The sequence below is a fragment of the Acidovorax sacchari genome, assembly GCF_042847045.1.
Taxonomy (GTDB): Bacteria; Pseudomonadota; Gammaproteobacteria; order Burkholderiales; family Burkholderiaceae_C; genus Paracidovorax; species Paracidovorax sacchari.
In genome coordinates, this window is the sequence record NZ_AP035783.1 from 4,364,573 (window position 1) to 4,388,235 (window position 23,663).

The 23,663-nt window shown below is 68.1% G+C and carries 23 protein-coding genes and 1 tRNA gene; 10 read left to right on the top strand and 14 right to left on the bottom strand.

Annotated features, from left to right (window positions below; genetic code table 11):
• Positions 1–4: 4 nt before the first annotated feature.
• From urtB to ACGHC0_RS19330, 4 genes are all read right to left on the bottom strand, one after another.
• Positions 5–898: an urea ABC transporter permease subunit UrtB gene (gene urtB, locus ACGHC0_RS19315; protein ID WP_415266494.1), complete on the bottom strand. Its 894-nt coding sequence runs from the start codon at positions 896–898 to the stop codon at positions 5–7.
• Between the two features lie 67 nt (positions 899–965).
• A complete protein-coding gene (locus tag ACGHC0_RS19320) occupies positions 966–2,213 on the bottom strand; it encodes a transporter substrate-binding domain-containing protein (RefSeq protein ID WP_368352508.1) in 1,248 nt (415 codons plus the stop codon).
• Between the two features lie 271 nt (positions 2,214–2,484).
• Positions 2,485–3,084, bottom strand: a complete 600-nt coding sequence (locus tag ACGHC0_RS19325; protein WP_013596065.1) for an ANTAR domain-containing response regulator — start codon at positions 3,082–3,084, stop codon at positions 2,485–2,487.
• A 14-nt stretch (positions 3,085–3,098) separates the two neighbouring features.
• Positions 3,099–4,244 (bottom strand): transporter substrate-binding domain-containing protein, encoded by a 1,146-nt coding sequence (locus tag ACGHC0_RS19330; RefSeq protein WP_368352509.1) that lies wholly within the window; start codon positions 4,242–4,244, stop codon positions 3,099–3,101.
• Positions 4,245–4,678: 434 nt separating this feature from the next.
• Here ACGHC0_RS19330 and ACGHC0_RS19335 point away from each other — a divergent pair, with 434 nt between their 5' ends.
• Genes ACGHC0_RS19335 through ACGHC0_RS19345 form a run of 3 tightly spaced genes read left to right on the top strand, consistent with a single transcriptional unit; the run spans position 4,679 to position 9,459 of the window.
• Positions 4,679–5,962: a hypothetical protein gene (locus tag ACGHC0_RS19335; protein WP_415266495.1), complete on the top strand. Its 1,284-nt coding sequence runs from the start codon at positions 4,679–4,681 to the stop codon at positions 5,960–5,962.
• 29 nt (positions 5,963–5,991) lie between these two features.
• On the top strand, positions 5,992–6,408 hold the full coding sequence (locus ACGHC0_RS19340; protein WP_368352511.1) for a hypothetical protein: 417 nt from the start codon (positions 5,992–5,994) through the stop codon (positions 6,406–6,408).
• Positions 6,409–6,444: 36 nt separating this feature from the next.
• Positions 6,445–9,459, top strand: a complete 3,015-nt coding sequence (locus ACGHC0_RS19345; protein WP_415266496.1) for a diguanylate cyclase domain-containing protein — start codon at positions 6,445–6,447, stop codon at positions 9,457–9,459.
• An 80-nt stretch (positions 9,460–9,539) separates the two neighbouring features.
• On the opposite strand, the gene ACGHC0_RS19350 is transcribed toward ACGHC0_RS19345, so the two are convergent.
• Together ACGHC0_RS19350 and ACGHC0_RS19355 are read right to left on the bottom strand one after the other, a co-directional pair.
• Positions 9,540–10,220, bottom strand: coding sequence for a glutathione S-transferase family protein (locus ACGHC0_RS19350; RefSeq protein WP_415266497.1), 681 nt, complete (start codon positions 10,218–10,220; stop codon positions 9,540–9,542).
• An 11-nt stretch (positions 10,221–10,231) separates the two neighbouring features.
• On the bottom strand, positions 10,232–10,654 hold the full coding sequence (locus tag ACGHC0_RS19355) for a DoxX family protein (protein WP_415266498.1): 423 nt from the start codon (positions 10,652–10,654) through the stop codon (positions 10,232–10,234).
• A 75-nt stretch (positions 10,655–10,729) separates the two neighbouring features.
• On the opposite strand from ACGHC0_RS19355, the gene ACGHC0_RS19360 reads away from it, so the two are divergent.
• On the top strand, positions 10,730–11,611 hold the full coding sequence (locus ACGHC0_RS19360; RefSeq protein WP_415266499.1) for a LysR family transcriptional regulator: 882 nt from the start codon (positions 10,730–10,732) through the stop codon (positions 11,609–11,611).
• Between the two features lie 135 nt (positions 11,612–11,746).
• Here the strand turns inward: ACGHC0_RS19360 and ACGHC0_RS19365 are convergent.
• The 3 genes from ACGHC0_RS19365 to ACGHC0_RS19375 all read right to left on the bottom strand — a co-directional run bounded on the left by ACGHC0_RS19365 (position 11,747) and on the right by ACGHC0_RS19375 (position 13,426).
• Positions 11,747–11,836: transfer RNA gene (locus tag ACGHC0_RS19365), tRNA-Ser, on the bottom strand.
• Between the two features lie 95 nt (positions 11,837–11,931).
• Positions 11,932–12,348, bottom strand: coding sequence for a VOC family protein (locus ACGHC0_RS19370; RefSeq protein ID WP_368352513.1), 417 nt, complete (start codon positions 12,346–12,348; stop codon positions 11,932–11,934).
• A 73-nt stretch (positions 12,349–12,421) separates the two neighbouring features.
• Entirely contained in the window at positions 12,422–13,426 is a 1,005-nt protein-coding gene (locus ACGHC0_RS19375; RefSeq protein ID WP_415266500.1) for an NADP-dependent oxidoreductase, read from the bottom strand.
• Between the two features lie 94 nt (positions 13,427–13,520).
• On the opposite strand from ACGHC0_RS19375, the gene ACGHC0_RS19380 reads away from it, so the two are divergent.
• Positions 13,521–14,105 carry a TetR/AcrR family transcriptional regulator gene (locus tag ACGHC0_RS19380; protein WP_415268439.1) on the top strand — a complete coding sequence of 195 codons (585 nt, stop codon included), beginning with the start codon at positions 13,521–13,523 and terminating at the stop codon, positions 14,103–14,105.
• A gap of 62 nt (positions 14,106–14,167) precedes the next feature.
• On the opposite strand, the gene serS is transcribed toward ACGHC0_RS19380, so the two are convergent.
• Entirely contained in the window at positions 14,168–15,487 is a 1,320-nt protein-coding gene (gene serS / locus ACGHC0_RS19385; protein ID WP_415266501.1) for a serine--tRNA ligase, read from the bottom strand.
• Between the two features lie 46 nt (positions 15,488–15,533).
• Positions 15,534–16,475 carry a threonine/serine dehydratase gene (locus tag ACGHC0_RS19390; RefSeq protein WP_368352515.1) on the bottom strand — a complete coding sequence of 314 codons (942 nt, stop codon included), beginning with the start codon at positions 16,473–16,475 and terminating at the stop codon, positions 15,534–15,536.
• Between the two features lie 171 nt (positions 16,476–16,646).
• On the opposite strand from ACGHC0_RS19390, the gene ACGHC0_RS19395 reads away from it, so the two are divergent.
• Positions 16,647–17,321: an HPP family protein gene (locus tag ACGHC0_RS19395; protein ID WP_368352516.1), complete on the top strand. Its 675-nt coding sequence runs from the start codon at positions 16,647–16,649 to the stop codon at positions 17,319–17,321.
• 4 nt (positions 17,322–17,325) lie between these two features.
• Here the strand turns inward: ACGHC0_RS19395 and ACGHC0_RS19400 are convergent, their stop codons facing one another.
• From ACGHC0_RS19400 to ACGHC0_RS19410, 3 genes are all read right to left on the bottom strand, one after another.
• On the bottom strand, positions 17,326–18,651 hold the full coding sequence (locus ACGHC0_RS19400; protein WP_368352517.1) for a hemolysin family protein: 1,326 nt from the start codon (positions 18,649–18,651) through the stop codon (positions 17,326–17,328).
• A 148-nt stretch (positions 18,652–18,799) separates the two neighbouring features.
• Entirely contained in the window at positions 18,800–19,798 is a 999-nt protein-coding gene (ispH, locus tag ACGHC0_RS19405) for a 4-hydroxy-3-methylbut-2-enyl diphosphate reductase (RefSeq protein ID WP_046060767.1), read from the bottom strand.
• Positions 19,799–19,802: 4 nt separating this feature from the next.
• A complete protein-coding gene (locus ACGHC0_RS19410) occupies positions 19,803–20,270 on the bottom strand; it encodes an FKBP-type peptidyl-prolyl cis-trans isomerase (RefSeq protein ID WP_368352518.1) in 468 nt (155 codons plus the stop codon).
• A 109-nt stretch (positions 20,271–20,379) separates the two neighbouring features.
• Between ACGHC0_RS19410 and radC the strand changes: the two genes are divergently transcribed.
• The 4 genes from radC to ACGHC0_RS19430 all read left to right on the top strand — a co-directional run bounded on the left by radC (position 20,380) and on the right by ACGHC0_RS19430 (position 23,632).
• The gene (radC, locus tag ACGHC0_RS19415; RefSeq protein WP_368352519.1) at positions 20,380–21,093 is read left to right on the top strand and encodes a RadC family protein; all 714 of its coding nucleotides are present in this window, start codon (positions 20,380–20,382) and stop codon (positions 21,091–21,093) included.
• 83 nt (positions 21,094–21,176) lie between these two features.
• The gene (locus ACGHC0_RS19420) at positions 21,177–22,307 is read left to right on the top strand and encodes an esterase-like activity of phytase family protein (protein ID WP_368352520.1); all 1,131 of its coding nucleotides are present in this window, start codon (positions 21,177–21,179) and stop codon (positions 22,305–22,307) included.
• Positions 22,304–23,122 carry an AraC family transcriptional regulator gene (locus tag ACGHC0_RS19425; RefSeq protein ID WP_368352521.1) on the top strand — a complete coding sequence of 273 codons (819 nt, stop codon included), beginning with the start codon at positions 22,304–22,306 and terminating at the stop codon, positions 23,120–23,122. Before ACGHC0_RS19420 ends, ACGHC0_RS19425 begins: the two co-directional genes overlap by 4 nt.
• A 102-nt stretch (positions 23,123–23,224) precedes the next feature.
• Positions 23,225–23,632, top strand: a complete 408-nt coding sequence (locus tag ACGHC0_RS19430; protein ID WP_368352522.1) for a cupin domain-containing protein — start codon at positions 23,225–23,227, stop codon at positions 23,630–23,632.
• The last annotated feature ends 31 nt before the right edge of the window (positions 23,633–23,663 follow it).

The window sequence follows — 23,663 nt, forward strand, 5'->3', positions numbered from 1 at the left end:
GGATTCAGCGCCCTTTGAAAGAGAAAAGCCCCTGCGGCCGCACGACGATGAGCAGGATCACCAGGCCGAAGACCACGGCCCGTCCCACGATGTCGTTGGACAGCGTGGCGATCACGCCGTTGACCTCGCCCAGCACGCCGGCGGTCACCACCGCGCCCAGCAGGCTGCCCAGGCCGCCCGCCACCACGACGAGGAAGCCGTCCACCACCAGGGTGGTGCCCATGTCGGGCGAGACGGTCTTGAAGCCCGCCACCAGCACCCCGGCGACACCCGCCAGGCCCGCGCCGAAGGCGAAGGTCCAGGCGTTGACGCGCTGCACGTCGATGCCGCACGCAGCGGCCATGCGCGGGTTGCGGATGATCGCGCGCACCTGCATGCCGACGGTGGTGCGGTAGAGAAGGAACCAGGTACCGAGCGTGAGCACGGCGGTGCTCGCCACGATGAACGCGCGGTAGGCGTTGATGGCCACCCCGCCCACCTGCACCACCCCCTGCAGCATCTCCGGCACCGGCAGGTTCTGCAGCCCGGGCCCCAGGCCCTGCACGTGGATGCCGAAAAAGCTCAGCCCGCCTTCGAGCCGCACCGCCTGCTGCACCAGGATCGCCACGCCCCAGGTCGCCAGCAGCGTGTCGGGCAGGCGTCCATAGAGCTTGCGTACCACGCAGCGCTCGATCAGCAGGCCGAGCAGTGCGGCGCTGGCGAAGGCCAGCGGGATCGAGGCGATCAGCCCCCAGCCGAGCCAGATCTGCGCGAGCACGGCGGTGTAGGCGCCCACCATGATCATTTCCCCGTGGGCCATGTTGATCACGCCCATGGCGCCGTAGGTGATGACCAGCCCCAGCGCCACCAGCAGCAATATCGCGCCCACGCTCAGGCCGATGAAGAAGACATCCAGCATATGGTTCCCATGGAAGGATGGCAGGCGCCGCCGCGCCGGGTGGCGCGGCCGCAGGGCGCCCGGGAGCTCAGGACTTGACGTTCACCGCACCCTTGGTGGTGCACATCAGGTTGGTATCGGTCTCGCCGTAGGCGAAATACGGCAGCGGCCGCACGGGCTTCGGCGCGGCATCCACCACCTTGCTCTGCCCGTCAGCCTGCCACTGGCCGATGCGCGGCGTGACCCAGGCATGCAGGCTCTCCGGGTCGATCAGCACCTTGCCGCCGGGCGCGTCGTACGACTGGCCGCCGATGTGGGCGCGGATCGCATCGGCCGTCGCGGACTTGCCGGCCTCGACCGCCTGCTTCCACAGGAACACCTGGAAGTACGCCGCCTCCAGCGAGTGGTAGGTCACGGCCTTCGGGTCGTTGACGAACTTGCGGTAGCGCTCCACGAACGACTTGTTGGCCGGCGTGTCGATCGACATGAAATACGGCACGGACGTGTAGCTGCCGGCGGCGTATTCGGCCCCCATCGCGGCGATCTCGATCTCGCCGGTCACGGTGGCGCAGATCGGCACGGCGGCCTGCGACATCCCCTGGTTCTTGTATTCGCGGTAGAAGGCGATGATCGAGTCGCCCACCACGTTGGACAGCACGGCATCGGCCCCCGACTCCTTGATCTTGCGCACCATGCTGGCCCACTCGGAGTGGCCGAGCTCGAGGTATTCGTCGCCCACCCATTGCGCGCCCGCCTGCTCGATCAGCTTCTTGCTGACCTTGGCCATCTCGCGGGGATAGACATAGTTGGAGCCGACGATGAAGATCTTCTTCTTGCCCAGCTTGTTGACCATCCACGGGATGTAGTTGCCCAGCTGCTGGTTGGCCACGGCGCCGCTGTACACCACGTTCTTGGAGCACTCGAAGCCTTCGTAGTGCGTCTGGTAGAACAGCATCGCATTGCGGCGTTCGAACACCGGCAGCACCGCCTTGCGGCTCGCGGAGGTGTGGCAGCCGAACACCGTGGAGATGCGGTCGCGCACCACCAGCTTGGAGGCCTTTTCGTTGAAGATCTTCGGGTCGGATGCACCGTCTTCCACCACCACTTCGACCTTGCGGCCCATCACGCCGCCGGCGGCGTTGATTTCGGCCACGGCCATCAGCACGCCGTTGGCGAGCATCTTCTCCACGATGGAGAGGCCTCCGGTCTGGGAATACAGGGCACCGACCTTGATGGTCTCGGCGGCCTGGGCGGAGCGCATCCAGGCGGGCGTTGCGAGCGCGGCCGCGGTGGCGGCGGAAGAGGCGAGGAGACGACGGCGTGTCGTGTTCGGCATGGCAGATCCTTGTTGACAGGGCGGCGCAGGCATGGAGCGCACCGCCGGATTGATGAACCGGGACGAAGCAGAACCAGCCGACAGCACTGTCGGGCGCAGGCAAAAAAAAACCTCCAGGCGCGGGATGAACCGCTCCGGGAGGCTTCATTGCCTGGGCCTGGCAAGCGTTGACCGCTTGCCGGACCAACCGCGTCATGGCCTGTGAACAGGGGATGCCGCAGTCACCACACCGTCAATTCAAATTGCGATGCGGTGCCGTGTTTATATCGGCTCATGCGGAAGATTTCAATAGCGATTCCATGTGGATGATCGAATTCGCGATGTCGTCCATCGGCACCCGCTTGGCCATGGCCTGCTCCCGGATCGTCTGGTAGGCCGCCGCCTCGTCCAGTTGCCGGGTCACCATCAGGATGGTCTTGGCGCGGCTGATGGTCTGGTCGCTCAGGATCTTGCGGCGCAGCTTGCGGTTTTCCTTGGCCAGTGCCTGGCGCTCGGTCCAGAGGCTGCGCGCGGTCACCAGCGTGGCCAGCAGGCCCAGCGGCTTGATCGGCTTCTGCACCACCGCCAGGGCCCCGCTCTCCAGCACCATCTGCAGCGTGCCGGGATCCTCGTAGTTGACGATCGCGATCACCGTCGGCCGCGGCTGCGGCAGGGCCTTGAGGAATGCCGTCGTGGCCGCCCTCTCCTCGCCGTCGATCAGCAGGAACAGCACGTCGGTGTTGTTGGCCGGGGCCGTGGGCATGGGCCACACCGAGCTGACCAGGCAGCCGATGCGCCGCATGTGCCCGATCAGGGCCGCGCCCTCCTCGTCGGGCGGATGCACGACCACCACCTTCAGCTCGAGCAGTTCGCGCAACTTGGCAACAGACATCCTGCCTCCTGCTGTCAGGCCAGTCTCCGCTCAAGCGGATCGAGCCGGTTGTCAATCATGTAGGGGTCGGGCCTGACCTGCAAGCCGGGGTCGTCCACCACCTGGAACTGGCCCTGCGCATCGACGCGCGCAACGCGCGGCCAGAGGTAGGTATGGTGGTTGTCGCCATCGATGCGGACCACGCCCTGGGGCGCATCGAATGCGTGCTGGTGCAGGTGCGGCAGCAGCTGGTTCATGCGGTCGCCTCCCGAACGGGCCAGCGTCTGCGCATACAAATACACCTGGAAATACGCCGCCTCGGTGCATGCCGTGATCGGCATGTCCGCCCCGTAGCGCGTCCGGTAGGCCTCCACGAAGCGCAGGTTGGCCTCCGACTGCAGGGTCGAGAAGTACGGTGCCGCGGTGATGCAGCCTTCGGCCACGCCGGGCGCCATCTGCGCCACCTCGGCCTCCTGGGTCGACTGGCTGGCGATCGGGTGGGTGCGGGTGTCGAAGCCGGCCTCCCGGTACGCCTCGTAGAAACGGGCGATGCCGTCGCCCACCACGGTGGAATAGACCACGTCGGGCCGGGCGGCCTGGATGCGCCGCAGCACCTTTCCCATGTCGATGTCCGCCACCCGCAGCGGAACGTACATCTCGTCGAGCACCTTGCCGCCCGACTGCCTGAACAGGTCCGCGATGATGCGGTTGGATTCATAGGGATAGACGTAGTCGGAACCCACCAGGAACACCCGCTTGCCATAGTGGCGCGCGAGGTACCGCACCAGCTGCACCGAGTTCTGGTTGGGCGCGGCGCCGGTATAGACGCAGTGGGGCGAGTATTCGAAGCCTTCGTAGAGCGTCGGGTAGAACAGCAGTGCGCGGTGCGCCTCCACCACCGGCAGCATCGCCTTGCGCGTGCTGGACATGTACCCGCCGAAGATCACGGTTACGCCATCCACGTCGCACAGGCGCTCGGCCAGCTCGCGGTAGCGCCGCGGCTGGGAGCCCGGGTCGTGGACGATGGGCTCGATGCTGCGCCCCAGCACCCCGCCCGCCGCATTGATCTGGTCGATCGCCAGCAGCGTGGCCGCCCGCTGCGTCCGCTCGACCGCGGCGGTGACGCCCGTGGTGGAGAAAAGCACCCCCACCCGCCAGTGGGCCGATTGTCCTTTTGGCATACGCCCTGCCCTCCAAAAAAAAGCTCCCACCGACCTGGACGATCGGTGGGAGCTTCACTGCTCCATTGTTCGGGCGCGCCGGACAAAGGCCGGCGCGTTGCATGCACTCTACCAGCATGGCGCCGCCGAGTGAACTCCGCCTCGGCGTCCTACATGCCCTCGGGATGTTCGGTGACATATTTTCCAAAAAACAACAAACAAAAATTGCAAAAATATCTTTTTCAATGGCAAAAATGCGTCAAGAAGTACAATTTGTTTGTAATTGATCCATGCGCTTTTGCTGAAAATCAAACAAATAATGATAAATATAATTATTCGCGCCATTCTCGGAGGATTCGGGATTTCCTGGCTCGCAAACCATCTTGATCACTAGAACAACCACTTTCCCTCCGACGGGTCGGTCGAAGACAGCTCCGCATCCCGGAGCCCGTTCTGTGCGCAGAATCTCCTGGGTCGCCCTGGCGCTCACGCTGGGCTCGGCCATGCCCCTCCTGGCCCAGGAGACCACGGAAAACAGTCTCTCCCTCAGCGGCTTCGGCACCGTGGGCGTGGTCAACAAGACCGGTGCTCCGCATTGGGGACTGATCCGCAGCACCGCGCAGAAAGGCGCCGAGGCAGACCTCAGCGCCACGACGGATTCCAGGCTGGGCGCGCAAATCGACTGGAACCACAGCAGCGGCTGGGAGGCCGCAGCCCAGGGCGTCCTGTTGCACAGGGCCAAGGGTGCGTTCTCCGGCGAGGCGATCGAGCAGGCCTACGTCGGCTACCGGCCGTGGGCGAATACCCGCCTGCGCATGGGCCGGGTCAGCCCGGACCTGTTCCTGTATTCCGAGAGCCGCAACGTCGGCTATGCGTTCACCTGGGCGCGACCGCCGACCGACTTCTATGCCTTCGCGCCGGTCGTGGCCATCGATGGCCTGGACGTGGAACAGCGCTGGGATACGGGCAGTTCGTCGTGGCGCCTGCGCGCCACCGCCGGCACGATGAGAACCAGCACCACCGACGGTGGCCGATCCCACCGGCCGGCGAAAGCGGACGACATCCTGGCCATCGGGCTGTCGCGGGAAGCGGGCGGGCTGCTGCTGAAACTCAGCTACCTGCAGTCCCGGGTGAACCTGGATATGGGCCCGGACTATGCGGCGCTGCGCCAGGGCGTGGACAGCCTCCAGCAGTCTCCCCTGCCCGGGGTGCGGGAGGCGGTCGCACCGCTGCGCGACAGGCTCTGGACCGGCGGCGCGACCAGCTACCTGGCGCTCGCCACCCAGTACGACAGCGGCCCCTGGACCTTCGTGGCGGAAGGCAGCCGGCTGAGCATTCCCGGGAGCATGCTGGATGCCTACCGGGCCTATGCCAGCGCCGCGTGGCGCAAGGACACGGTCACCTATTACGCCCTCGCCAGCCGCGTGAAGCCGCGAGAGGCGGCCTTGGCCACTCCCGATGTGGCCTCCTCGCTGGCGCCCGTGGCGGGACCCGCCGCGGCCCGGCAGGCCCAGATGCTGGCAGGTTACGCCACCTACGCGGCCAACCAGTACCGCTTCGATCAGAGCACGTTCGGCGTGGGTCTTCGATGGGATTTCGCATCGAATGCCGCGCTCAAGTTCCAGGTCGATCGATTCCACGTCCGGCCGAACGGCGGAGCAGGCTGGCGCAACCACGACGGGCAGGCCGCCAAAGGCAACCTGGTGTCCCTGCTGGTCGATTTCGTGTGGGGCCAGTGATGCCACGCGCACGCCCGAAACTCCCGCGCATGCTGGCCGCCATCGCGCTGGCGGTCCATGCGCTGCATTTCACCGTGGCTTCTGCCCCCCTCTACGTGGTGGTGTCCGCGCAGAGTCCATTGCTCTCCGTGAACCAGAACGAACTGGTGGCCATCTACACCGGCAGGACCCGCGCCTTCCCCGATGGCAGCGCGGCCACCCCTCTGGACCAGAAACGCGACGGCCCGGCGCGTGCCGAGTTCTACCAGTTGCTGACCGGCATGGACATCGCGCGCATCAACAGCTACTGGGCTCGCCTGCATTTCACCGGCCAGGTCCGGCCGCCGCAGACGGCCGAGGACGACGCGGCCATGCTGCAGCGCCTGCGCAATGATCCCTCGGCCATCGGCTACGTCACCCGCCCCCCACAGGACAACTCGGTGCGGGTGGTCATGCACCTTCCGTGATCCTGCACGTGTCTTCCCACCACCGCCCAGTCCCCCATGCGCAGTAAAAGCCTCCATCGCCGCTTCCAGTGGGCGGTCGTGAGCGTGGCAGGCGTGATGGCGGCCCTCGTGGCCATCGCCCTGTACCTCAGCGCCAAGTCGCACTACCTGGAAAACTCCCAAGCCTCCGCGCGTGCCATCGCCGCGGCCGTACAGCAGACGATGGCGGTCGGGGTGTATGCGCGGGACGAGGTATTGCTCAAGGAACTGCTGGACGGCCTGGCCCACCATCCTTCGGTCGCCCGCGTGGGCGTCCGCGATGCCGCCGGCGTCACGATGGCGGCAAAGGCCAACCCCGATGCCGGCCCGGGCGCCACCGACGGAAATGCACCGGAGAAGCCGACTTTTCAGTCGCCCCTGATGTCGCCCTTCAGACGCGAAGGGCAAATCGGCGACCTGCAGGTCTGGCTGAACTACCAGCGGATGAATGCCGAGGCGGGCTGGCAGGCGGTCCAGCTGGTCGCGGCGATCACCGTGCTGCTGGCCGGCGTGCTGGGCGTGTTCAGCATGCTGGCCCGGCGCATGCTGTCCCAGCCCATGCACCGGCTGGCGGCAGAGCTGGCCATGATCATGCCCGGCACGGCCCGCCGCATATCGATCAACCCGCGCCATGCCGTCGATGAAGTGGGCATCGTCACCACCGCGGTCAACCGCCTGCTGGAACTGCAGCAGGACGCACTCGAACGCGAACGCGGCATGCGAGAGGAAATCTCCACGCTGGAAGCACGCTACCGGGGCATATTCGACTCGACCAGCGCCGGCATCTTCATCCTCTCGCCGGCCGGACAGCTGCTGCACGCGAACCCGGCCTTCGAGCGGTTGCTCGACCTGCAGGCCGGACAGGGGACCGGTGCCCATGCCGGGGACTTCATCTCCGCCTTCTTCGTCAGCTCGGCCCAGTTGCTGCAATTGATCGAAAGGGCCCGCACCTCCCGGGAGCCGGAAGCCGAAGATCTCGAACTGATCCGCCCGGACGGCACCAAGGTATGGGTCCACTGCATGGTGTCGTGCATGGAAACCGCCGATGCCGCGGAACAGTACGTCGAGGGCGTGCTCTACGACATCACCCGGCGCAAGAACCAGGAGAGCGCCGCGCGGTACCGTGCGGAGCACGATGCGCTGACGGGACTCAAGAGCCGCTCCTATATCGAAACCCTGCTCGGACAGCACATCCATGCCGTCCACCCGGGCCATGACCCGGGCGACGTCACGCTGATGTTCATCGATCTCGACGGGTTCAAGTCCGTCAACGACCGCTGGGGCCACGCCGCCGGGGATGCGGTGCTGGTCGAAGCCGCCCAGCGGCTGCGCATGCTCTTCCAGCGCACCTGCGACGTCATCGGCCGGCTGGGCGGCGACGAACTGGTGGTGATCATCGCGGGCGTGGACGCGCTCCACCCCAGCGTGTCGGACCTGGCGCGGCAACTGATCGACAGCTTCAGGATGCCGTTCGTGCTGCCCAACGGGGAATCGGCCCGGGTCGGTGCGAGCGTCGGCGTGGCCAGCTACCCGGCACACGCCACCAGCGTCAAGACGCTGATCCATGCCGCCGATGCGGCGATGTATGCCGTCAAGCAGGCTGGCAAGGGCGGGATCGCCATCGCCGAAACCGGCATCACCAGCCCGGACGAAGACACCCCGGAATCCCGGGAAAATGCCGGCCTTCCGGCCGTCGTGGCAACACAGCAGCGGGATGCCCTGACGGGCCTGATGGATCGCCGGCACCTGCTCGGACAATTGGCATCGGAGCAGAGCCTGGTGGCAGGCGGCGCAGGGCCGACGGGTGTCATCTGTCTGGACATCGACCAGTTCAAGCTGCTCAACGTGGCCCGCGGCACCCAGATCGGCGACGAAGTGCTCTGCGAAACCGCACGGCGGCTGAAGCGCGTCCTGCGGCGTGGGGACACCCTGGCACGCACCGGAGGCGACGAATTCGTCGTGGTGCTGCGCACGGAAGGCCGTATCGACCACGATGCCCGCCACCTGGTGGAAGGTGTCGCCGCCAAGCTGCTCCACAGCCTGGCCGCGCCGTTCAACGTGGGCCAGGGCTCCCTGAGCATCCGCGCCAGTGCGGGCATCAGCCTCATCCACGCCGATACGGCCAGCGGACTCGATGCGCTGCGCGAAGCGCAACTCGCCCTGCGCCGGTCCAAGACGCAGGGCGGCAACCATCCCGTGTTCTTCGAGGAGAACATGCTGGCGGGTTTCCACGAACGCCTGGCGCTGGAGCAGGACCTGCATGCGGCCATCGGCTCGGAGCAGCTGTTCCTGCAGGTACAGCCCCAGCGCGATGCCCGCAGCCAGCTGACAGGGGGCGAGGCGCTGCTGCGGTGGCGGCATCCCGAGCGCGGCATGGTGCCGCCGGACCAGTTCATCGCCCTGGCGGAAGCCTCCGGCCTCATCATCGAGCTGGGCGCCTGGGTGCTGAAGACCGGCTGCAGGATCCTCGCCGACCTCCACCGCGAAGATCCCTCGCTGACCCTGGCCATCAACATCAGCCCGGCGCAATTCAAGCATCCGGGCTTCGTCGATGAAGTCCGCCACGCATTGGCGACGACCGGTGCCCGCGCGTCCGGGCTGATCCTCGAGATCACGGAAGGCCTGCTGATCACCGACGTGAACCATGCGGCGGAACGCCTCGCGGAACTGGTCGAACTGGGCGTGCGGTTCTCGATCGACGATTTCGGCACGGGCTTCTCGAGCCTCGCCTATTTGCGGCAGCTGCCGCTCTACGAGATCAAGATCGATCGCAGCTTCATCAACGGCCTGCCCGGCGACACGGCCAGTGTCGGCATCGTCTGCTCGATCCTTTCGATGGGCTCCCACCTCGGGCTGCACGTGGTGGCCGAAGGCGTCGAGACGCAGGAACAATCCGATTTCCTGCAGGCCAACCGCTGCCCGTCCCAGCAGGGCTGGCTGCATGGCCGGCCCATGCCGGCGGAAACGTTCCTGGAGAACGTGCAGGCCCGGAAGATGGCGGAGTGCCCGCCGGAGTCAGGCCCCTGCCGCTGATGAGCACCGCGCCACGGCTCGCAGGGTAGCCATCGGCTGGAGGCCCGCGGCCTGCCTCTGCATCGAACACAACAGGGCCTTCAATGTTGAAGGTCGACTCTCTGCATCATTCTCGAAAGCTCTGACCCGCGCGCACGGAGAAATTGCCGCAGCAACTCCGGGTAGCGCGCATCGACCGCCTCGCGTACCGAAGGCCGCGAGGCCAGCGCGGCACGCCATGTCACGACCCTCCGCAGCCCATCGAACCAGCAGAAGTCCCCAATTCCTTCGAACACGTCGAAGTACCTGAACACCGGACCGAAGACCGCATCGACGAGTCCGAAGTGATCGCCACCGAAGAACGGTCCCTCGCCCAGCGCGGATTCCAGTTGTTCGAGGCGGGATCGAATCTGCCGGATCTGGAGCGTGAGCGACGCCGAATCCTTTGCGTTGTAGAAGGCGCCGATGGTGTCCAGCAGCGACGAACCGAATTCCATCCATGCGCGGTGCCGTGCCCGATCCAGCGCACATGCGGGATGCAGCCTTGGTTTCACTGTTTCGTCAAGAAACTCGCAAATCACCGCCGACTCGAAGATCGGCACACCGTCCACCAGCAACACGGGCGTCTTGCCCAGCGGGGAGCTTGCAAGCAGCCATTCCGGCTTGTGGGCAAGATCGACATCCAGTCGCTCGAACGGAACGCCCTTCTCCTTCAAGACAATCACGGCACGCTGCACATAAGGACACAGAACGTGGCTGATCAGGACAAGATGGGGTGTCATCGGGACGGTGCTCAGAACGCCGGAGTGAAACGATGGCTGCGGCGGGCGGCATGTGCGCCATCGCCCATCAGCCACAGTGCCACCGACGCCACGATCAGAAACACCGGGTACTCCCAGCCCCCACCCGTGCTGGTATGAGCCCAGCCATTGGGCAAATGCACCCACGCGGCCACTGCCATGACCGGTACCAGGGCCAGGGCAACCTGGCGGGCATAGAGGCCGACGACCAGCGCGGTGCCTCCCAGCAATTCGACCGCGAACACCGGGTAGGCGAGAAAGCCCGCCAGACCGATGCTGTCGAAATACTGCGCCGTCCCCGGCAAGGTGAAGACGAACCATTTCAGCATCGCATGGGCGATCCACATGGTGCCCAGGCTGAGCCTCAGCAAGGTTACGCCGTAGCTGGCTGCCGTCGGGGAGGTGGATGGGTTCATGGCATGTCCTGATCGTTGAAGTGATCCGACTGTAAGATTGCCAATACGCCATGAAAATAAGCATTGGCGCACACGATGAATGCAAAAACGCAATATCGATTGAGCGCCGATGACATGGCCGTGGTGCTGGCGCTGGTACGCGCCGGCAACCTGGCCGGTGCGGGGGAAAAACTGGGGCTGGACGGCTCCACGGTTTTTCGATCCATCGGGCGCATCGAACGTGGTCTGGCACAGAGGCTTTTCAGCCGGTCGCGCCTGGGCTACGCGCCGCTCGAACTGGCACTGTCGCTCGCGGAGCACGCCGAGCAGATGGAGACGCACCTGGAACAGGCCCGCTCGGCGGTGGAGTCCTTGCCGGAATCCGTGTCTGGCACGGTACGCATCACCAGTACGGACACCATCCTGCATGGACTGATCGCCCCCGCCCTGCGATCACTCGGTGCGCTGCACCCTCTGTTGGCTTACGAGTTGCATGCCGGAAACGAACTCACCAGCCTGACCCGGCGGGACGCCGACATCGCGGTCCGGGCGACGAAACGCCCACCGCAGCATCTGGTCGGCAAGCATGTCGGTCCGATACGGATGGCGCTGTTCGCTGCCGAACGAGGCCCTGCAAAGCGCTACGAGGATGTAGCAGCAGCACATGCGGTCTGGATCGCTCCTGACGATGCGCTGCCCGAGCACCCTTCGGTGATCTGGCGAAAGCGGTACTTCCCCAAAGCCGTCCCGCGTTACCGCGTGAGCAGCATCCTGACGGTGATGGAACTGGTCGCGGCGGGCCTGGGCGTTGGCGTGCTGCCGGTTTTCCTGGCGCAGCATCGCACCGACCTGGTACAGCTGACCGATGCCCTGGACGAATGCCAGACGGAACTCTGGCTGCTCACCCATCCCGAGTCACGGCACCTGCGGCGGGTTTCCACGGTGTTCAGGCACCTGTCCGACTCCCTGTCCTTGTGATGCAGCGCGGTGCCTGGCATCGCGCTCGACTGCCGGTAGGCCACTCCGCTTCCGGCCGGACGTTTCGCGCCGGAAACTTCAACCCCGCAGCGCCCAAGAAAAAAGCCCTTGAAATCCTTCAAGGGCTTTGTTCATTGGCGGAGAGGGTGGGATTCGAACCCACGGTAGTGTTGCCACTACGCCTGATTTCGAGTCAGGTACATTCGACCACTCTGCCACCTCTCCTGCATTCGTGTCGAAGCCTGCGATTGTAGCAGGAAGTTTGCAAGGCACAACGCCCAACGCACGCAGTTCGCCCCATCTTCCCAGCACGGGACGACTCAGGCGGTCTTGTACAGATCGTCGAGGCTGCGGAAGCCCTTCATCTCGATGGGATTGCCGAAGGGGTCCATGAAGAACATCGTCCATTGCTCGCCGGGCTGGCCTTCGAAGCGAACCTGAGGCTCCAGCACGAATGCCGTGCCTGCGGCCTGGAGGCGCTCCGCCATGGCCTGCCAGTCAGGCAGTTCCAGCACCAGGCCCAGGTGGGGCATCGGCACCAGGACATCGCCCACATGGCCCGTGCGCGCCGTGGCGAATGGCTCGCCCAGGTGCAGGGACAGCTGGTGGCCGAAAAAGTCGAAATCGACCCAGGTGTCGGTGCTGCGCCCTTCGGAGCAGCCGAGGACCTGTCCGTAGAAGCGTCGGGCTTCGTCCAGGTCACGAACGTTGTAGGCCAGGTGGAAGATGCTGCGCATGAGTGTGTTGCCAGAAAGCGGGGCCAGGATCAGCACCGCATTAGACCATCCGACACCAATGGCGCCCCCGTCCTCATTCCACCGCCATGACGATCTTGCCCTGGATGTGCCCTTGCCCGGCGCGTTCGTGGGCCTGCCGCGCCTGCGACAGCGCGAAGGTGCTGTCGATGGCGACGCGCACCGTGCCCGCATCCAGCAATGCCGCGAGTTCGCCGAGTTGCGCGCCGCTGGAGCGCACCTGGGTGGTGGACACCGTCACGCCCAGCGCCGCCGCCGCATCGTGCCCGTCGAAGCCGAGCGGGAAGATGGGAAACAATGCGCCGCCGCGGCGAAGCGTGCGCAGGAACCTGCCGGCGCCGGCACCACCGACGGCGTCCACGACCAGGTCCACGTCGTGCAATACCTCCTCCGGTTTCACCTGGGTGTAATCGAGGAACGTCTCGGCGCCCAGCTGGCGCACGAAGGCTTCGTGTTTGCCGGAAGCCACCGCGATGACGCGAGCGCCCTGCCACCTGGCCAGCTGCAGCGCGAAGTGGCCGACGCCGCCGGCCGCCCCGTTGACCACGACGGTCTTGCCTAGCAGCGGAACCGGCACGTGTTGTACGGGCTGCAGGGGATTGGCGACGTCGTGTCCCAGCGCGATCAGGAACTGCCAGGCCGTCAGCAACGACATCGGCGCGCCCGCGGCGTGCACATGGTCGATCCCGGCCGGCTTGAGCGCGACCTCGCTGGCGGGCGCGGTGACGTATTGCGCATACGCCTGGCTGCCGCCGGCCAGTCCGCTCGGAAACCGCACCATGGCGTACACGGCATCGCCGGGCGACAACCCTTCCACGCCTTCCGCCACCGCCTCGATCACCCCCGAGACGTCCGTGCCCAGGATCAGCGGGAACGCCACCGGCGGGCGCCATTCCGGGGGGAGGCGGCTGTAGCCCTCGCGCAGGTACAGGTCCGGCGGGTTCAATCCGATGGCGCGTACCCGGATGAGCACCTCGCCCGGCCGCAGCACCGGCAGGGGCGCATCCTCGTAATGGAGCACGTCGGGGCCGCCGAACGCGTGCTGGCGGACTGCTTTCATGGTGCGTGGCGTGTCTTCGGAACTGTGCATGGCGTATCCTGAAGGGAACAGTGCTCCGAATATACGGAGCAGTGCTCCACTTGTAAAGGCCCGCATGCGCATCGATGCCCAGAAAAATTACCAACGCCTGTTGCACGTGGCCCGCGAGGCGCTGGCCGAAACCGGTGCGGAGGCTTCGCTGCGGGACATCGCCCGGCGCGCCGAGGTCGGCCTGGGAACCTTGTACCGCCACTTCCCCACCCGCGAAGCCCTGCTCGAGGCGCTGCTGCGCAATGACTTCGAGGATCTGGCGGCGAAGGCCGATGCGCTGCGCACGGCAGCGGCCTCGGACCAGGCGCTGCTGGCCTGGCTGCAGGAGATCATTGCCTTCACCCATCGCCAGCGTGGCGTCATCGCGCCGATGATGTCCGCCATCGAAGACGAATCCTCCGCGCTGCACGCATCCTGCGTGCGGCTGCGCTGCGCGGGCGCGGCCTTGCTGGCGCGTGCGCAGGCGGATGGCAAGGCACGCGCCGACATGGACGGCGACGAGTTGTTCGACCTGATCGCCGCGCTCGCCTGGCTGCGCGAACAGCCATCGCATGCCAGGCGCTCCGAGCGCATTCTTGAGATCGTGAGCGGCGCGATCCTTGCGCAACCCGCAACGCCTCCGACGAGGTCGCGGGCCCGGGAAAAGTAATCCGCGTCGGGTGCCCGCCTGATGTCCTCGACCTGCCCGGAGGCCCGAACCGTGGAAGCGGTTTATCGCAGGACGCTGTCCCCGCCCAGGTACGGCCGCAGGGCTTCCGGCACCGCCACGCTACCGTCGGCCTGCTGGTAGTTCTCCAGCACGGCCACCAGCGTGCGGCCCACGGCGAGGCCCGAGCCGTTCAGGGTGTGCACGAGCTCGTTCTTGCCCTGGGCGTTCTTGAAGCGCGCCTGCAGGCGGCGCGCCTGGAAGGCCTCGCAGTTGCTCACGGAGCTGATCTCGCGGTAGGTGTTCTGCGCGGGCAGCCAGACTTCCAGGTCGTAGGTCTTGGCGGCGCCGAAGCCCATGTCGCCCGTGCAGAGCGACACGACGCGGTACGGCAGGCCGAGCTTCTGCAGCACGGCTTCGGCATGGCCGGTCATCTCTTCCAGGGCCTCGTAGCTGCGGTCCGGGTGGGTGATCTGCACCATCTCGACCTTGTCGAACTGGTGCTGGCGGATCATGCCGCGCGTGTCGCGACCGTAGCTGCCGGCCTCGGAGCGGAAGCACGGCGTGTGGGCCGTGAGGCGGATGGGCAGTTCGGCTTCGGGCACGACCTGGTCGCGCACGAAGTTCGTGAGCGGCACCTCGCTGGTCGGGATCAGGTAGAGCGCCGCGTTGTCGGGCACGGGCTCGCCGTCCTGGCCGCCCTTCTTCGCGGCGAACAGGTCGCCCTCGAACTTGGGCAGCTGGCCCGTGCCGCGCAGCGAGTCGGCGTTCACCACGTAGGGCACGTAGCACTCGGTGTAGCCGTGCTCGCGCGTCTGCACGTCCAGCATGAACTGGGCGAGCGCGCGGTGCAGGCGGGCGATCGGCCCCTTCATCACGGTGAAGCGCGAGCCCGAGAGCTTCACGCCCATGTCGAAATCCAGGCCCAGGGGCTCGCCCAGGTCCACATGGTCTTTCGCGGGGAAGCCGAGCGGCTTCGGATCCTGGCCGTCCGGGCTCCAGCGGCGCACTTCCACGTTGCCGGATTCGTCGCTGCCCACGGGCACGCTCTCGTGCGGCAGGTTGGGCACGGCCACCAGCAGCGTGTGCAGCTCGGCCTGGATCTGCTCCAGGCGTGCGGCGGAGCTCTCCAGCTCGGCCTTCAGGCCGCCCACTTCGGCCATCACGGCGTCGGCGTTCTCGCCCCTGGCCTTGAGCTGGCCGACCTGCTTGGAGAGCTGGTTGCGGCGCGACTGCAGCTCCTCGGTGCGCGTCTGCAGCGTCTTGCGCTCGGACTCGAGGGACTGGAAGGCCTCCACCTGGAGGAAAGCCTGGGGCTTCTTGCGGGTTTCCAGCCGCGCGATGGCGGAATCGAGGTCTTTGCGAAGGAGGAGGATGTCGAGCATAGCCGGCGATTTTACGGCCCCTCCCCCGCCCGGCGGGCCCGGGCTCTCAGGCCACGGTGGCCGGGTCGCAGTTGGCGCCGCAGAGCACCAGGCCCACGGTCTCGTCGGGCCGGGGGCGGTACACGCCGCTCTGCAGCGCCGCGATGCCCAGCGCCGCCGCCGGCTCCACCGCCAGCTTGAGTTCGTGCCACAGCCACTGCTGCGCCGCGCGGATGGCGTCGTCGGACACCAGCAGCGACTCCTGCACATGGCGCTGCGACACCTGCCAGGCGATGTCGCCGATGCGCTTGGCGCCGAGCGAATCGGCCGCGATGCCGCCCACCGCCACATCCACGGGCATGCCCGCGGCGCGCGCACTGTGCAGCGTGGGGGCCCCCTCGGGCTCCAGGGCGACCACGCGGGCGCGACCCTCGCACCAGGCGGCGATGCCGCCGATCAGGCCGCCGCCGCCCACGCTCACGAGCACGCTGTCGGGCAGGCGCCGGGCCTGCTCTTCCATCTCCAGCGCCAGGGTGCCGGCACCGGCCACCACTTCGGGCTGGTCGTAGGCATGGGTGAGCAGCGCGCCCGTCTCGCGCTGGCGCTCCAGGCAGGCCTGCAGCGCCTCGGCGTAGGTCGGGCCGGCCACGACGACCTGCGCCCCCAGGGCGCGCAGTCGGGCGCGCTTGGCTTCGGGCGACACCTCGGGCACGAATACCTCGCAGCGCGTGCCCAGCGAGCGCGCAGCGGCGGCGGTGGCGATGCCGGCATTGCCTCCCGAGGCCACGATCACGCCGCTGTCTGGCAGCGGCTGGGCCAGCAGGCGGTTGAGCATGCCGCGGGCCTTGAAGCTGCCGCCCACCTGCAGGTGCTCCAGCTTGAGCCAGACCTCCGCGCAGCCCAGGCCCGCCGAGCGTCCGGAAAGGCGCATGAGCGGCGTGGTGCGGAGGAAATCGGTATGGGCGGCCAGGCGCTGCCGCGCGGAGGCAATGGCGGAACGGTCGATCATGAAGCGGACACCAGGAGAAATGCGGTGGAACGGCGCCCCGGGTTTCGGAGGCGAAACCTGACAGTGTATGCACACTCGCCCGCCATGCCCGCCCTGTGCCTTCGGCGCCGGGTGCCGATAACATGGCACGGGCCGCGCGATGCGGCCGGCCTTCGGCAGGAGATGCGTCCCATGTTCTTCGTGTTCGGCCCCTCGGGCCAGATGTACCGCGGCGGCCCCGAGCAGCTGGACCAGGTATCGCCCGTGCGCCGCGTGCAGCGCCCGCAGGCGCTGCGCACCCGCGGGCCCGACGTGTCCGACCGCGAACCGGAACCGCCCGCCCAGGACGCCGCGCCGGCGGCCCCGGTCAACCTGCGGGCGCAGGTGGCCGTGAGCGCCTATGCGCAGACGGAGCAGGGGCCGCAGCAGGCGCGCCAGCCGCTGACCCGCGTGCGGGACGTGATGACCTCCGGATCCCTCTCCGTGCCGCCCGGCGTGCGCGTGAACGACGCCTGGCAGACCCTGGCCGAGTACCACGTCGCGCAGGCGCCCGTGGTGGATGCGCAGGGACACGTGGTGGGGTTGCTGCTGCGCGCCGACATGGCGCCGCTCGACCTGCTGCCGGAGCCCGGCAGCGTGAAGGCCGCGATCGACCTCGCGCGCCGGCCGGTGTCGGAGGTCATGGTGAGCCCCGTGCCCACGGTGGCTCCGGACACGGAACTGCGCCGCGTGGCAGGGGTGCTGCTGGACACGGGCCTGCCCGGGCTGCCGGTGACGGACGAGCACGGCACGCTCGCCGGCTTCATCTCGCGCACCGACATCCTGCGCGCGGTGGCGGCGGACCCGCCGCTCGACCTCTGGAGCTGAAGGATCAGTCGGCCATCGCCGCGCCCTGGGGCTGCGCGATCTCGACCGAGGGAAGCGGGCTGGCGAGCACCTTGTCGATGGTCTTGCCGTCCATGTCCACCACCTCGAACTGCCAGTCTTCCCACTGCACGGTGTCGGTCACCTTGGGCAGCTTGCCGGTCAGCAGCATCACCATGCCGCTGAGCGTGTGGTAGCGGCCACGCTCTTCCTCGGGCACGGTGTCCAGGCCCAGGCGGTCCTTGAGTTCAGGCACGGGAATGTGGCCGTCGAGCAGCCAGCTGCCGTCCTCGCGCTGCACGGCCCAGGAGGTTTCCGGGTCGCGCGCGTGGAATTCACCCGTGATCGCCTCGATCAGGTCGCGCAGCGTGACGATGCCCTGCACCTCGCCGTACTCGTCGATCACGAAGGCCATCTGCAGGTCGGACTGGCGGAAGTTGTCGAGCAGCTCCATGCCGGTGATAGTCTCGGGCACGTAGAGGGCCGACTGCAGCGGCTGGGCCGCGAGGTCGCGCACGTCCTCGCGCAGCGAGCGCGAGAGCCACTGGCGGGCGTTGAGCACGCCCAGCACGTTCTCCATGCCGCCGCGCACCACGGGAAAGCGGCCATGGTCGGAGGCCTCGATGCGCTGCAGGTTCTCCTCGAAGGAGTCTTCCACGTCGAGCACCACCACGTCGGCGCGCGGCACCATGAGCGAGCCGATCTGGCGGTCGTCCAGTCGGAACACGTTGCGCACCATCTGGTGCTCGTGGGATTCGATCACGCCCGCACTCGTGCCCTCGGCCAGCACGGCATGGATCTCGGCCTCGGTCACGGCGCTGGCGGTGTTCTCCTTCACGCCCAGCAGCCGCAGCAGGGCCTGGGTGGACACCGACAGCAGCCGCACGAAGGGCTTGGTGGCGAGCGCCAGCCAGTTGATGGGGCGGGCCACCAGGCGCGCCAGCGTTTCGGGGTAGCTCTGGCCCAGGCGCTTGGGCACCAGTTCGCCTACGACGATGGAGAAGTAGGTGATGAAGACCACCACCAGGCCCGTCGCCGTGTAGCCGGCGGCCTTCTCGGGCATGCCCACCGACAGCAGCCATTCGCCCAGCGGCGCCGCGAGGGCGGCCTCGCCGACGATGCCGTTGAGCACGCCGATCGAGGTGATGCCGATCTGGATGGTGGAGAGGAAGCGCGTCGGGTCTTCGCCGAGCTTCATGGCGGCGATGGCGCCGGTATCGCCCTCATCGATCAGCTTCTGCAACCGGGTCTTGCGCGCGGAAACCAGCGCCAGCTCGGACATGGCGAACAAGCCATTGAGAAGGATGAGGGCGAAAAGTATTGCTATTTCCATAGACAGGGAGTGAAGGCTCCCTCGGAGTGAATCGGACTCAAATTGTAAGAAGTCCTACCCGCGATGGGGGATTCAATGCCCGGCGGCGTAGGGATTTGGCCCGGCTGTGGCGTGCGCGCGCCACGGAACGGGCCGTGCGGGATGCGGCTCAGGACCGCCCCGCCCCCGTCTCGGGCGTGCGCTGGGAGATCTCCAGGCCGGTGGCCGCGTCGATCTTCAGGCCCTTGGGCAGCGGGAATTTCACGGTCTCCTCGATGCCGTCCATCCGGCGCAGCGACACCGCGCCCAGCGCCCGGATGCGGTCGATCACCTGCTGCACCAGCACCTCGGGGGCCGACGCGCCCGCCGTGAGGCCGACGCGGGCCACGCCATCGAACCACTCCGGCCGCAGTTCCTCGGCGCTGTCCACCATGTAGGAGGGCGTGCCCAGCCGCACGGCCAGTTCGCGCAGCCGGTTGCTGTTGGAGCTGGTGGGGCTGCCCACCACGATGACGAGATCGACCTGGCCGGACAGCACCTTCACCGCGTCCTGGCGGTTCTGCGTGGCATAGCAGATGTCCTGCTGCTTGGGTTCGCGCACCTGCGGGAAGCGCGCGCGCACGGCGGCGGTGATCTCGGCCGCGTCGTCCACCGACAGCGTGGTCTGCGTGACCACGGCCAGCTTCGCGGTCTGCGCCGGCTGCACGCGGGCCACGTCCTCCACGTCCTCCACGAGGTGGATGCCATGGTCCAGCTGGCCCATGGTGCCCTCGACCTCGGGGTGGCCCTTGTGGCCGATCATGATGAATTCGTAGCCTTCCTTCGCGAGCTTGGCCACTTCCACGTGCACCTTGGTGACCAGGGGGCAGGTGGCATCGAAGATGCTGAAGCCCCGCGCCTCGGCCTCGGCCTGCACCGCCTTGCTGACGCCGTGCGCGCTGAACACCAGGGTGGCGCCGGGCGGCACCTCGGCCAGGTCCTCGATGAAGATCGCGCCCTTGGCCTTCAGGTCGTTGACCACGTAGGTGTTGTGCACGATCTCGTGGCGCACGTAGATCGGCGCGCCGAACTTCTGCAGCGCCCTCTCGACGATCTCGATCGCGCGGTCCACGCCCGCGCAGAAGCCGCGGGGCTCGGCCAGAACGATTTCCTGGGGTTGGATGGCCATGGCGTCAGAGCACTCCGATGAGCTGCACCTCGAAGGTGACGGGCTGGCCGGCGAGCGGGTGGTTGAAGTCGAAGCGCACGGCGCCGTCGTCACGCACCTCCAGCACCACGCCGGCATAGCTGCCGGTGCCGTCGGGCGTGGGAAACTGCACGACATCGCCGAGGGTGTACTGCTCGTCGGGATCGCCCAGCTCGGCCAGCAGCCTGCGTGCCACCCACTGCTGCATCTCGGGGTTGCGCTCGCCGAAGGCCTCGCCGGCCGGCAGCTCGAAGGTGGTGCGGGTGCCTTCCGCGAGCCCGATCAGGCGCTGCTCCATCGCGGGCGAGAGTTCGCCGGCCCCCAGGGACAGCGTGGCCGGCTTGTCGCCGAACGTGTTGATGACATCGCCCGAAGGGCCCGCCAGGCGGTAGTGCAGGGTCAGGAAAGACCCGGGCTGCACGATGGGCACGGAAGGGAAAGCGTTGGAAATCATGGACAAAAGCGCCTGTCAGCTTGCGGATGGTGTATAAAAACCCAGTATCCATGCCGCCCATCCGCGGTCACGGTGTCTGCCCCGATTGTCCTTCCTTCTGTGCAACCCCATGGCTCTCAAGACTCTGCCCATCGAAGCCCGCCCCCGCGAACGACTGCTGGCGCGCGGCCCCTCCTCCCTCTCCGATACCGAACTCCTCGCCATCCTCCTGCGCACGGGCATCGTGGGCAAGGGCGTGATGCAGATGGCGCAGGAACTGCTCTCGCCCGCGCTGCCCGACCCGGCCACCGGCGCGCTGCGCGGCGGGTTCGGCGGCATCGGCGGCCTGCTGCAGGCCGATGCCGACGACCTCAAGCGCATCAAGGGCCTGGGCCCGGCCAAGCGCACGTCGCTCGTGGCGGTGCTGGAGCTGGCGCGCCGCGTGCTGGTGCAGACGCTGCCCAAGCGCGACCTGTTCCACTCGCCGCGCGCCGTGCGCGACTACCTGCAGCTGCACCTGGGCGGCAAGCCGCACGAGGTGTTCTCCGTGCTCTTCCTGGACAGCCAGAACGGCCTCATCGCCATGGAAGAGATGTTCCGCGGCACCCTGTCCCAGGCCAGCGTCTATCCGCGCGAGGTGGTGGTGCGCGCGCTGCACCACCATGCCGCCGCCGTGGTGCTGGTGCACAACCACCCCAGCGGCCAGGTGCAGCCGAGCCGCGCGGACGAAACCCTCACCCGGTCGCTGACCGACGCCCTGCGGCTCGTGGACATCCGGGTGCTGGACCACATCATCGTCGCGCCGGGGGCTTCGCTGTCCATGGCGGAAGAAGGCCTGATCTGACACCCGCGGCCCCATCCCCGCCTCCGGGCCCTGGCCTCGCGGCCCGCGGCGCCCGCCTGGCCGCCGCCCTGGCGCTGGGTGCCGTGCTCGCGGCCTGCGCGCCCGCGCCGCTCGCGCCGCCCGGGTCCCCCAGCGCCCCGGGCGCTGCGCGCCTGCGCTGGATCGGCACCGCGAGCCTCCCGCCCGGCACGGAATTCCTCGGCAGCACGGTGGGGGGTATTTCCGGCATCGATTACGACCCCGTGCACGACCAGTGGGTGCTGCTGAGCGACGACCGCTCCGCGCACCAGCCGGCGCGCTTCTACACCGCCCGCCTGCACTACCGCGCCGACACGCTGGAAACGCCCCGGCTCACCGGCGCCGTCACGCTGCGCCAGCCGGGCGGCACGCCCTTCCCTTCCGCCCTGCAGGCCCGCCGCGGCGGCCCGGCCGCCGGAGAGATCGTCGATCCCGAGGCCGTGCGCTGGCTGCCCGGCGGCCGGACCCTGCTCTGGACCAGCGAGGGCGACTTCGCGCGGGGCTTCGGGCCGTCGCTGCGAGAAAGCCGCGCCGACGGGGCGGCCGTGCGGGATGTCCCGCTGCCGCCGGGCTTCCAGCCGCAGCCCGGTGGCGGGCGCGGCCCCCGTCCCAACCGCACGCTCGAAGGCCTGGCCCTGTCCCCCGACGGCCGCACGGCATGGCTGGCCATGGAAGGCGCCTGGCGCCAGGATGGCCCGCTGCCCACGCGGCAGGCGCCCGGCGGGCCGCTGCGCATCACCGCCCTCGACCTCGCCAGCGGGCGCGCGCTGCGGCAGATCGCCTACCTGCCGGACGCCGTGCCCCGCGAACGGCGCATTCCCTGGGGCCCCCGGCTCAATGGCGTGAGCGAGATCCTGGCGGACGGCCCCGGCCACCTGCTGGTGCTGGAGCGTGCCTACAGTGCCGGGGCCGGCTTCTCCGCACGCCTCTACCGCATCGACACCCGCAGCGCCACCGACACGCTGTCGCTCGAGCGGCTGGAGCCCGGCAACCACGTCCCGGCCGCCAAGACCCTCGTGGCCGACATGCCGGGACCGGGACTGGATGCCGTGGACAACCTCGAGGGCATGGCCTGGGGTCCGCCCCTGCCCGGCGGCGGCCGCGTGATCGTGTTCGTGAGCGACGACAACTTCAACCCGGCCCAGGCCACGCAGTTCATCGCGGCGGAGTACCTGGAGCCGGACGCTTCGCGATGACGCAACACCCATCCCCCCGCGACTGGGTCCGGCAGGCAGGCGACATCGAGCGCATCCCCTGCATCGAAGCGTATTTCCAGGGCCACGGCTACGCCCCGCACCGACACGATACCTATGCCATCGGGCGCACGCTGTCGGGCGTCCAGAGCTTCCGCTACCGCAGCGAATACCGCCACAGCCTGCCGGGCCAGACGCTCGTGCTGCACCCGGACGAGCTGCACGACGGCCACGCCGGCACCGGCGACGGCTTCCACTACCGCATGGTGTACGTTCCCCCGGCACTGCTGCAGTCCATGCTCGGCGGCCGGCCGCTGCCGTTCGTGCCCGGCGGCATCACCTCCGACCCGCGGCTGGCGGCCCCCGTCGAGGCGCTGCTGCGCCGCATGGACGCTCCGCTCGCCCCCCTGGAGGAAGACGACGCACTCTTCGACCTGGCGCAGGCGCTGTGCGCGGTGTCCGGGCCGGCCGGCGGGCGCCGGACCTGCGACTGGCAGGCCGCGGAGCGGGCCCGCCATTTCCTGCACGCCCAGTTGCCGTCACCGCGCCCCCTGACGCTGGCGGACCTGGAGCAGGCGAGCGGGCAGGACCGCTGGCGCCTGTCGCGCGATTTCCGGGCACTCTACGGCACCAGCCCGTACCGCTACCTCGTGCTGCGGCGCCTCGACCTGGCGCGGCGCCTGATCGCCGCGGGCACCCCGCTCGCCGAGGCGGCCGCAGCGGCAGGCTTCCACGACCAGAGCCACATGACGCGGCACTTCGTACAGGCCTTCGGCGTGCCGCCCGCGCGCTGGGCCCGCATGCAGGGCAGGCGCTGAGAACCTGATCCGGAAGCGGCCGGCGGGTTGCACGATCGTGCAAGACGGCGGATGGAGCGCTACCTAAGCTGTGGCGTCGTATCCATCACCTGTCTGAATCCCATGACCTTCTCCTCCACACACGGCACCGCCACCGCCCCGCAGCCGGCCCCTGCCGCCATCGATCTCGCGCACAAGTTCTCCCTCATCGACGCCCTGTGGCAGCCCCGGGTCGTGGCGGAGATGAACGATTACCAGTTCAAGCTCGCCAGGATCGACGGCGATTTCATCTGGCACCAGCACGACGCTACCGACGAAGCCTTCATCGTGGTGCGGGGGCACCTGCGCATCGACCTGCCGGACACGGCCGTGCACCTGCGGGCCGGAGACATGTTCGTCGTGCCGCGGGGCACGCCCCACCGCCCCAGCGCACAGGGCGAGGTGTGGCTGATGCTGGTGGAGCCGCGCGGCGTGGCCAACACCGGCGACGCCGGCGGCGAACGCACGGCGCCCAACGACATCTGGGTCTGAGGGCCTGCCGGTCCGCGCGGCTTTTCCGGTT

Coding starts and splice junctions, on each gene's coding strand:
- ACGHC0_RS19400 (WP_368352517.1), bottom strand. CDS start 18,651: ATGGAAATAGCAATACTTTTCGCCCTCATCCTTCTCAATGGCTTGTTC.
- ACGHC0_RS19350 (WP_415266497.1), bottom strand. CDS start 10,220: ATGACACCCCATCTTGTCCTGATCAGCCACGTTCTGTGTCCTTATGTG.
- ACGHC0_RS19390 (WP_368352515.1), bottom strand. CDS start 16,475: ATGATCGACCGTTCCGCCATTGCCTCCGCGCGGCAGCGCCTGGCCGCC.
- ACGHC0_RS19330 (WP_368352509.1), bottom strand. CDS start 4,244: ATGCCAAAAGGACAATCGGCCCACTGGCGGGTGGGGGTGCTTTTCTCC.
- ACGHC0_RS19360 (WP_415266499.1), top strand. CDS start 10,730: ATGAATGCAAAAACGCAATATCGATTGAGCGCCGATGACATGGCCGTG.
- urtB (WP_415266494.1), bottom strand. CDS start 898: ATGCTGGATGTCTTCTTCATCGGCCTGAGCGTGGGCGCGATATTGCTG.
- ACGHC0_RS19380 (WP_415268439.1), top strand. CDS start 13,521: ATGCGCATCGATGCCCAGAAAAATTACCAACGCCTGTTGCACGTGGCC.
- ACGHC0_RS19395 (WP_368352516.1), top strand. CDS start 16,647: ATGTTCTTCGTGTTCGGCCCCTCGGGCCAGATGTACCGCGGCGGCCCC.
- ACGHC0_RS19320 (WP_368352508.1), bottom strand. CDS start 2,213: ATGCCGAACACGACACGCCGTCGTCTCCTCGCCTCTTCCGCCGCCACC.
- serS (WP_415266501.1), bottom strand. CDS start 15,487: ATGCTCGACATCCTCCTCCTTCGCAAAGACCTCGATTCCGCCATCGCG.
- ACGHC0_RS19430 (WP_368352522.1), top strand. CDS start 23,225: ATGACCTTCTCCTCCACACACGGCACCGCCACCGCCCCGCAGCCGGCC.
- ACGHC0_RS19345 (WP_415266496.1), top strand. CDS start 6,445: ATGCGCAGTAAAAGCCTCCATCGCCGCTTCCAGTGGGCGGTCGTGAGC.
- radC (WP_368352519.1), top strand. CDS start 20,380: ATGGCTCTCAAGACTCTGCCCATCGAAGCCCGCCCCCGCGAACGACTG.
- ACGHC0_RS19325 (WP_013596065.1), bottom strand. CDS start 3,084: ATGTCTGTTGCCAAGTTGCGCGAACTGCTCGAGCTGAAGGTGGTGGTC.
- ACGHC0_RS19410 (WP_368352518.1), bottom strand. CDS start 20,270: ATGATTTCCAACGCTTTCCCTTCCGTGCCCATCGTGCAGCCCGGGTCT.
- ispH (WP_046060767.1), bottom strand. CDS start 19,798: ATGGCCATCCAACCCCAGGAAATCGTTCTGGCCGAGCCCCGCGGCTTC.
- ACGHC0_RS19340 (WP_368352511.1), top strand. CDS start 5,992: ATGCTGGCCGCCATCGCGCTGGCGGTCCATGCGCTGCATTTCACCGTG.
- ACGHC0_RS19355 (WP_415266498.1), bottom strand. CDS start 10,654: ATGAACCCATCCACCTCCCCGACGGCAGCCAGCTACGGCGTAACCTTG.
- ACGHC0_RS19375 (WP_415266500.1), bottom strand. CDS start 13,426: ATGAAAGCAGTCCGCCAGCACGCGTTCGGCGGCCCCGACGTGCTCCAT.
- ACGHC0_RS19370 (WP_368352513.1), bottom strand. CDS start 12,348: ATGCGCAGCATCTTCCACCTGGCCTACAACGTTCGTGACCTGGACGAA.
- ACGHC0_RS19425 (WP_368352521.1), top strand. CDS start 22,304: ATGACGCAACACCCATCCCCCCGCGACTGGGTCCGGCAGGCAGGCGAC.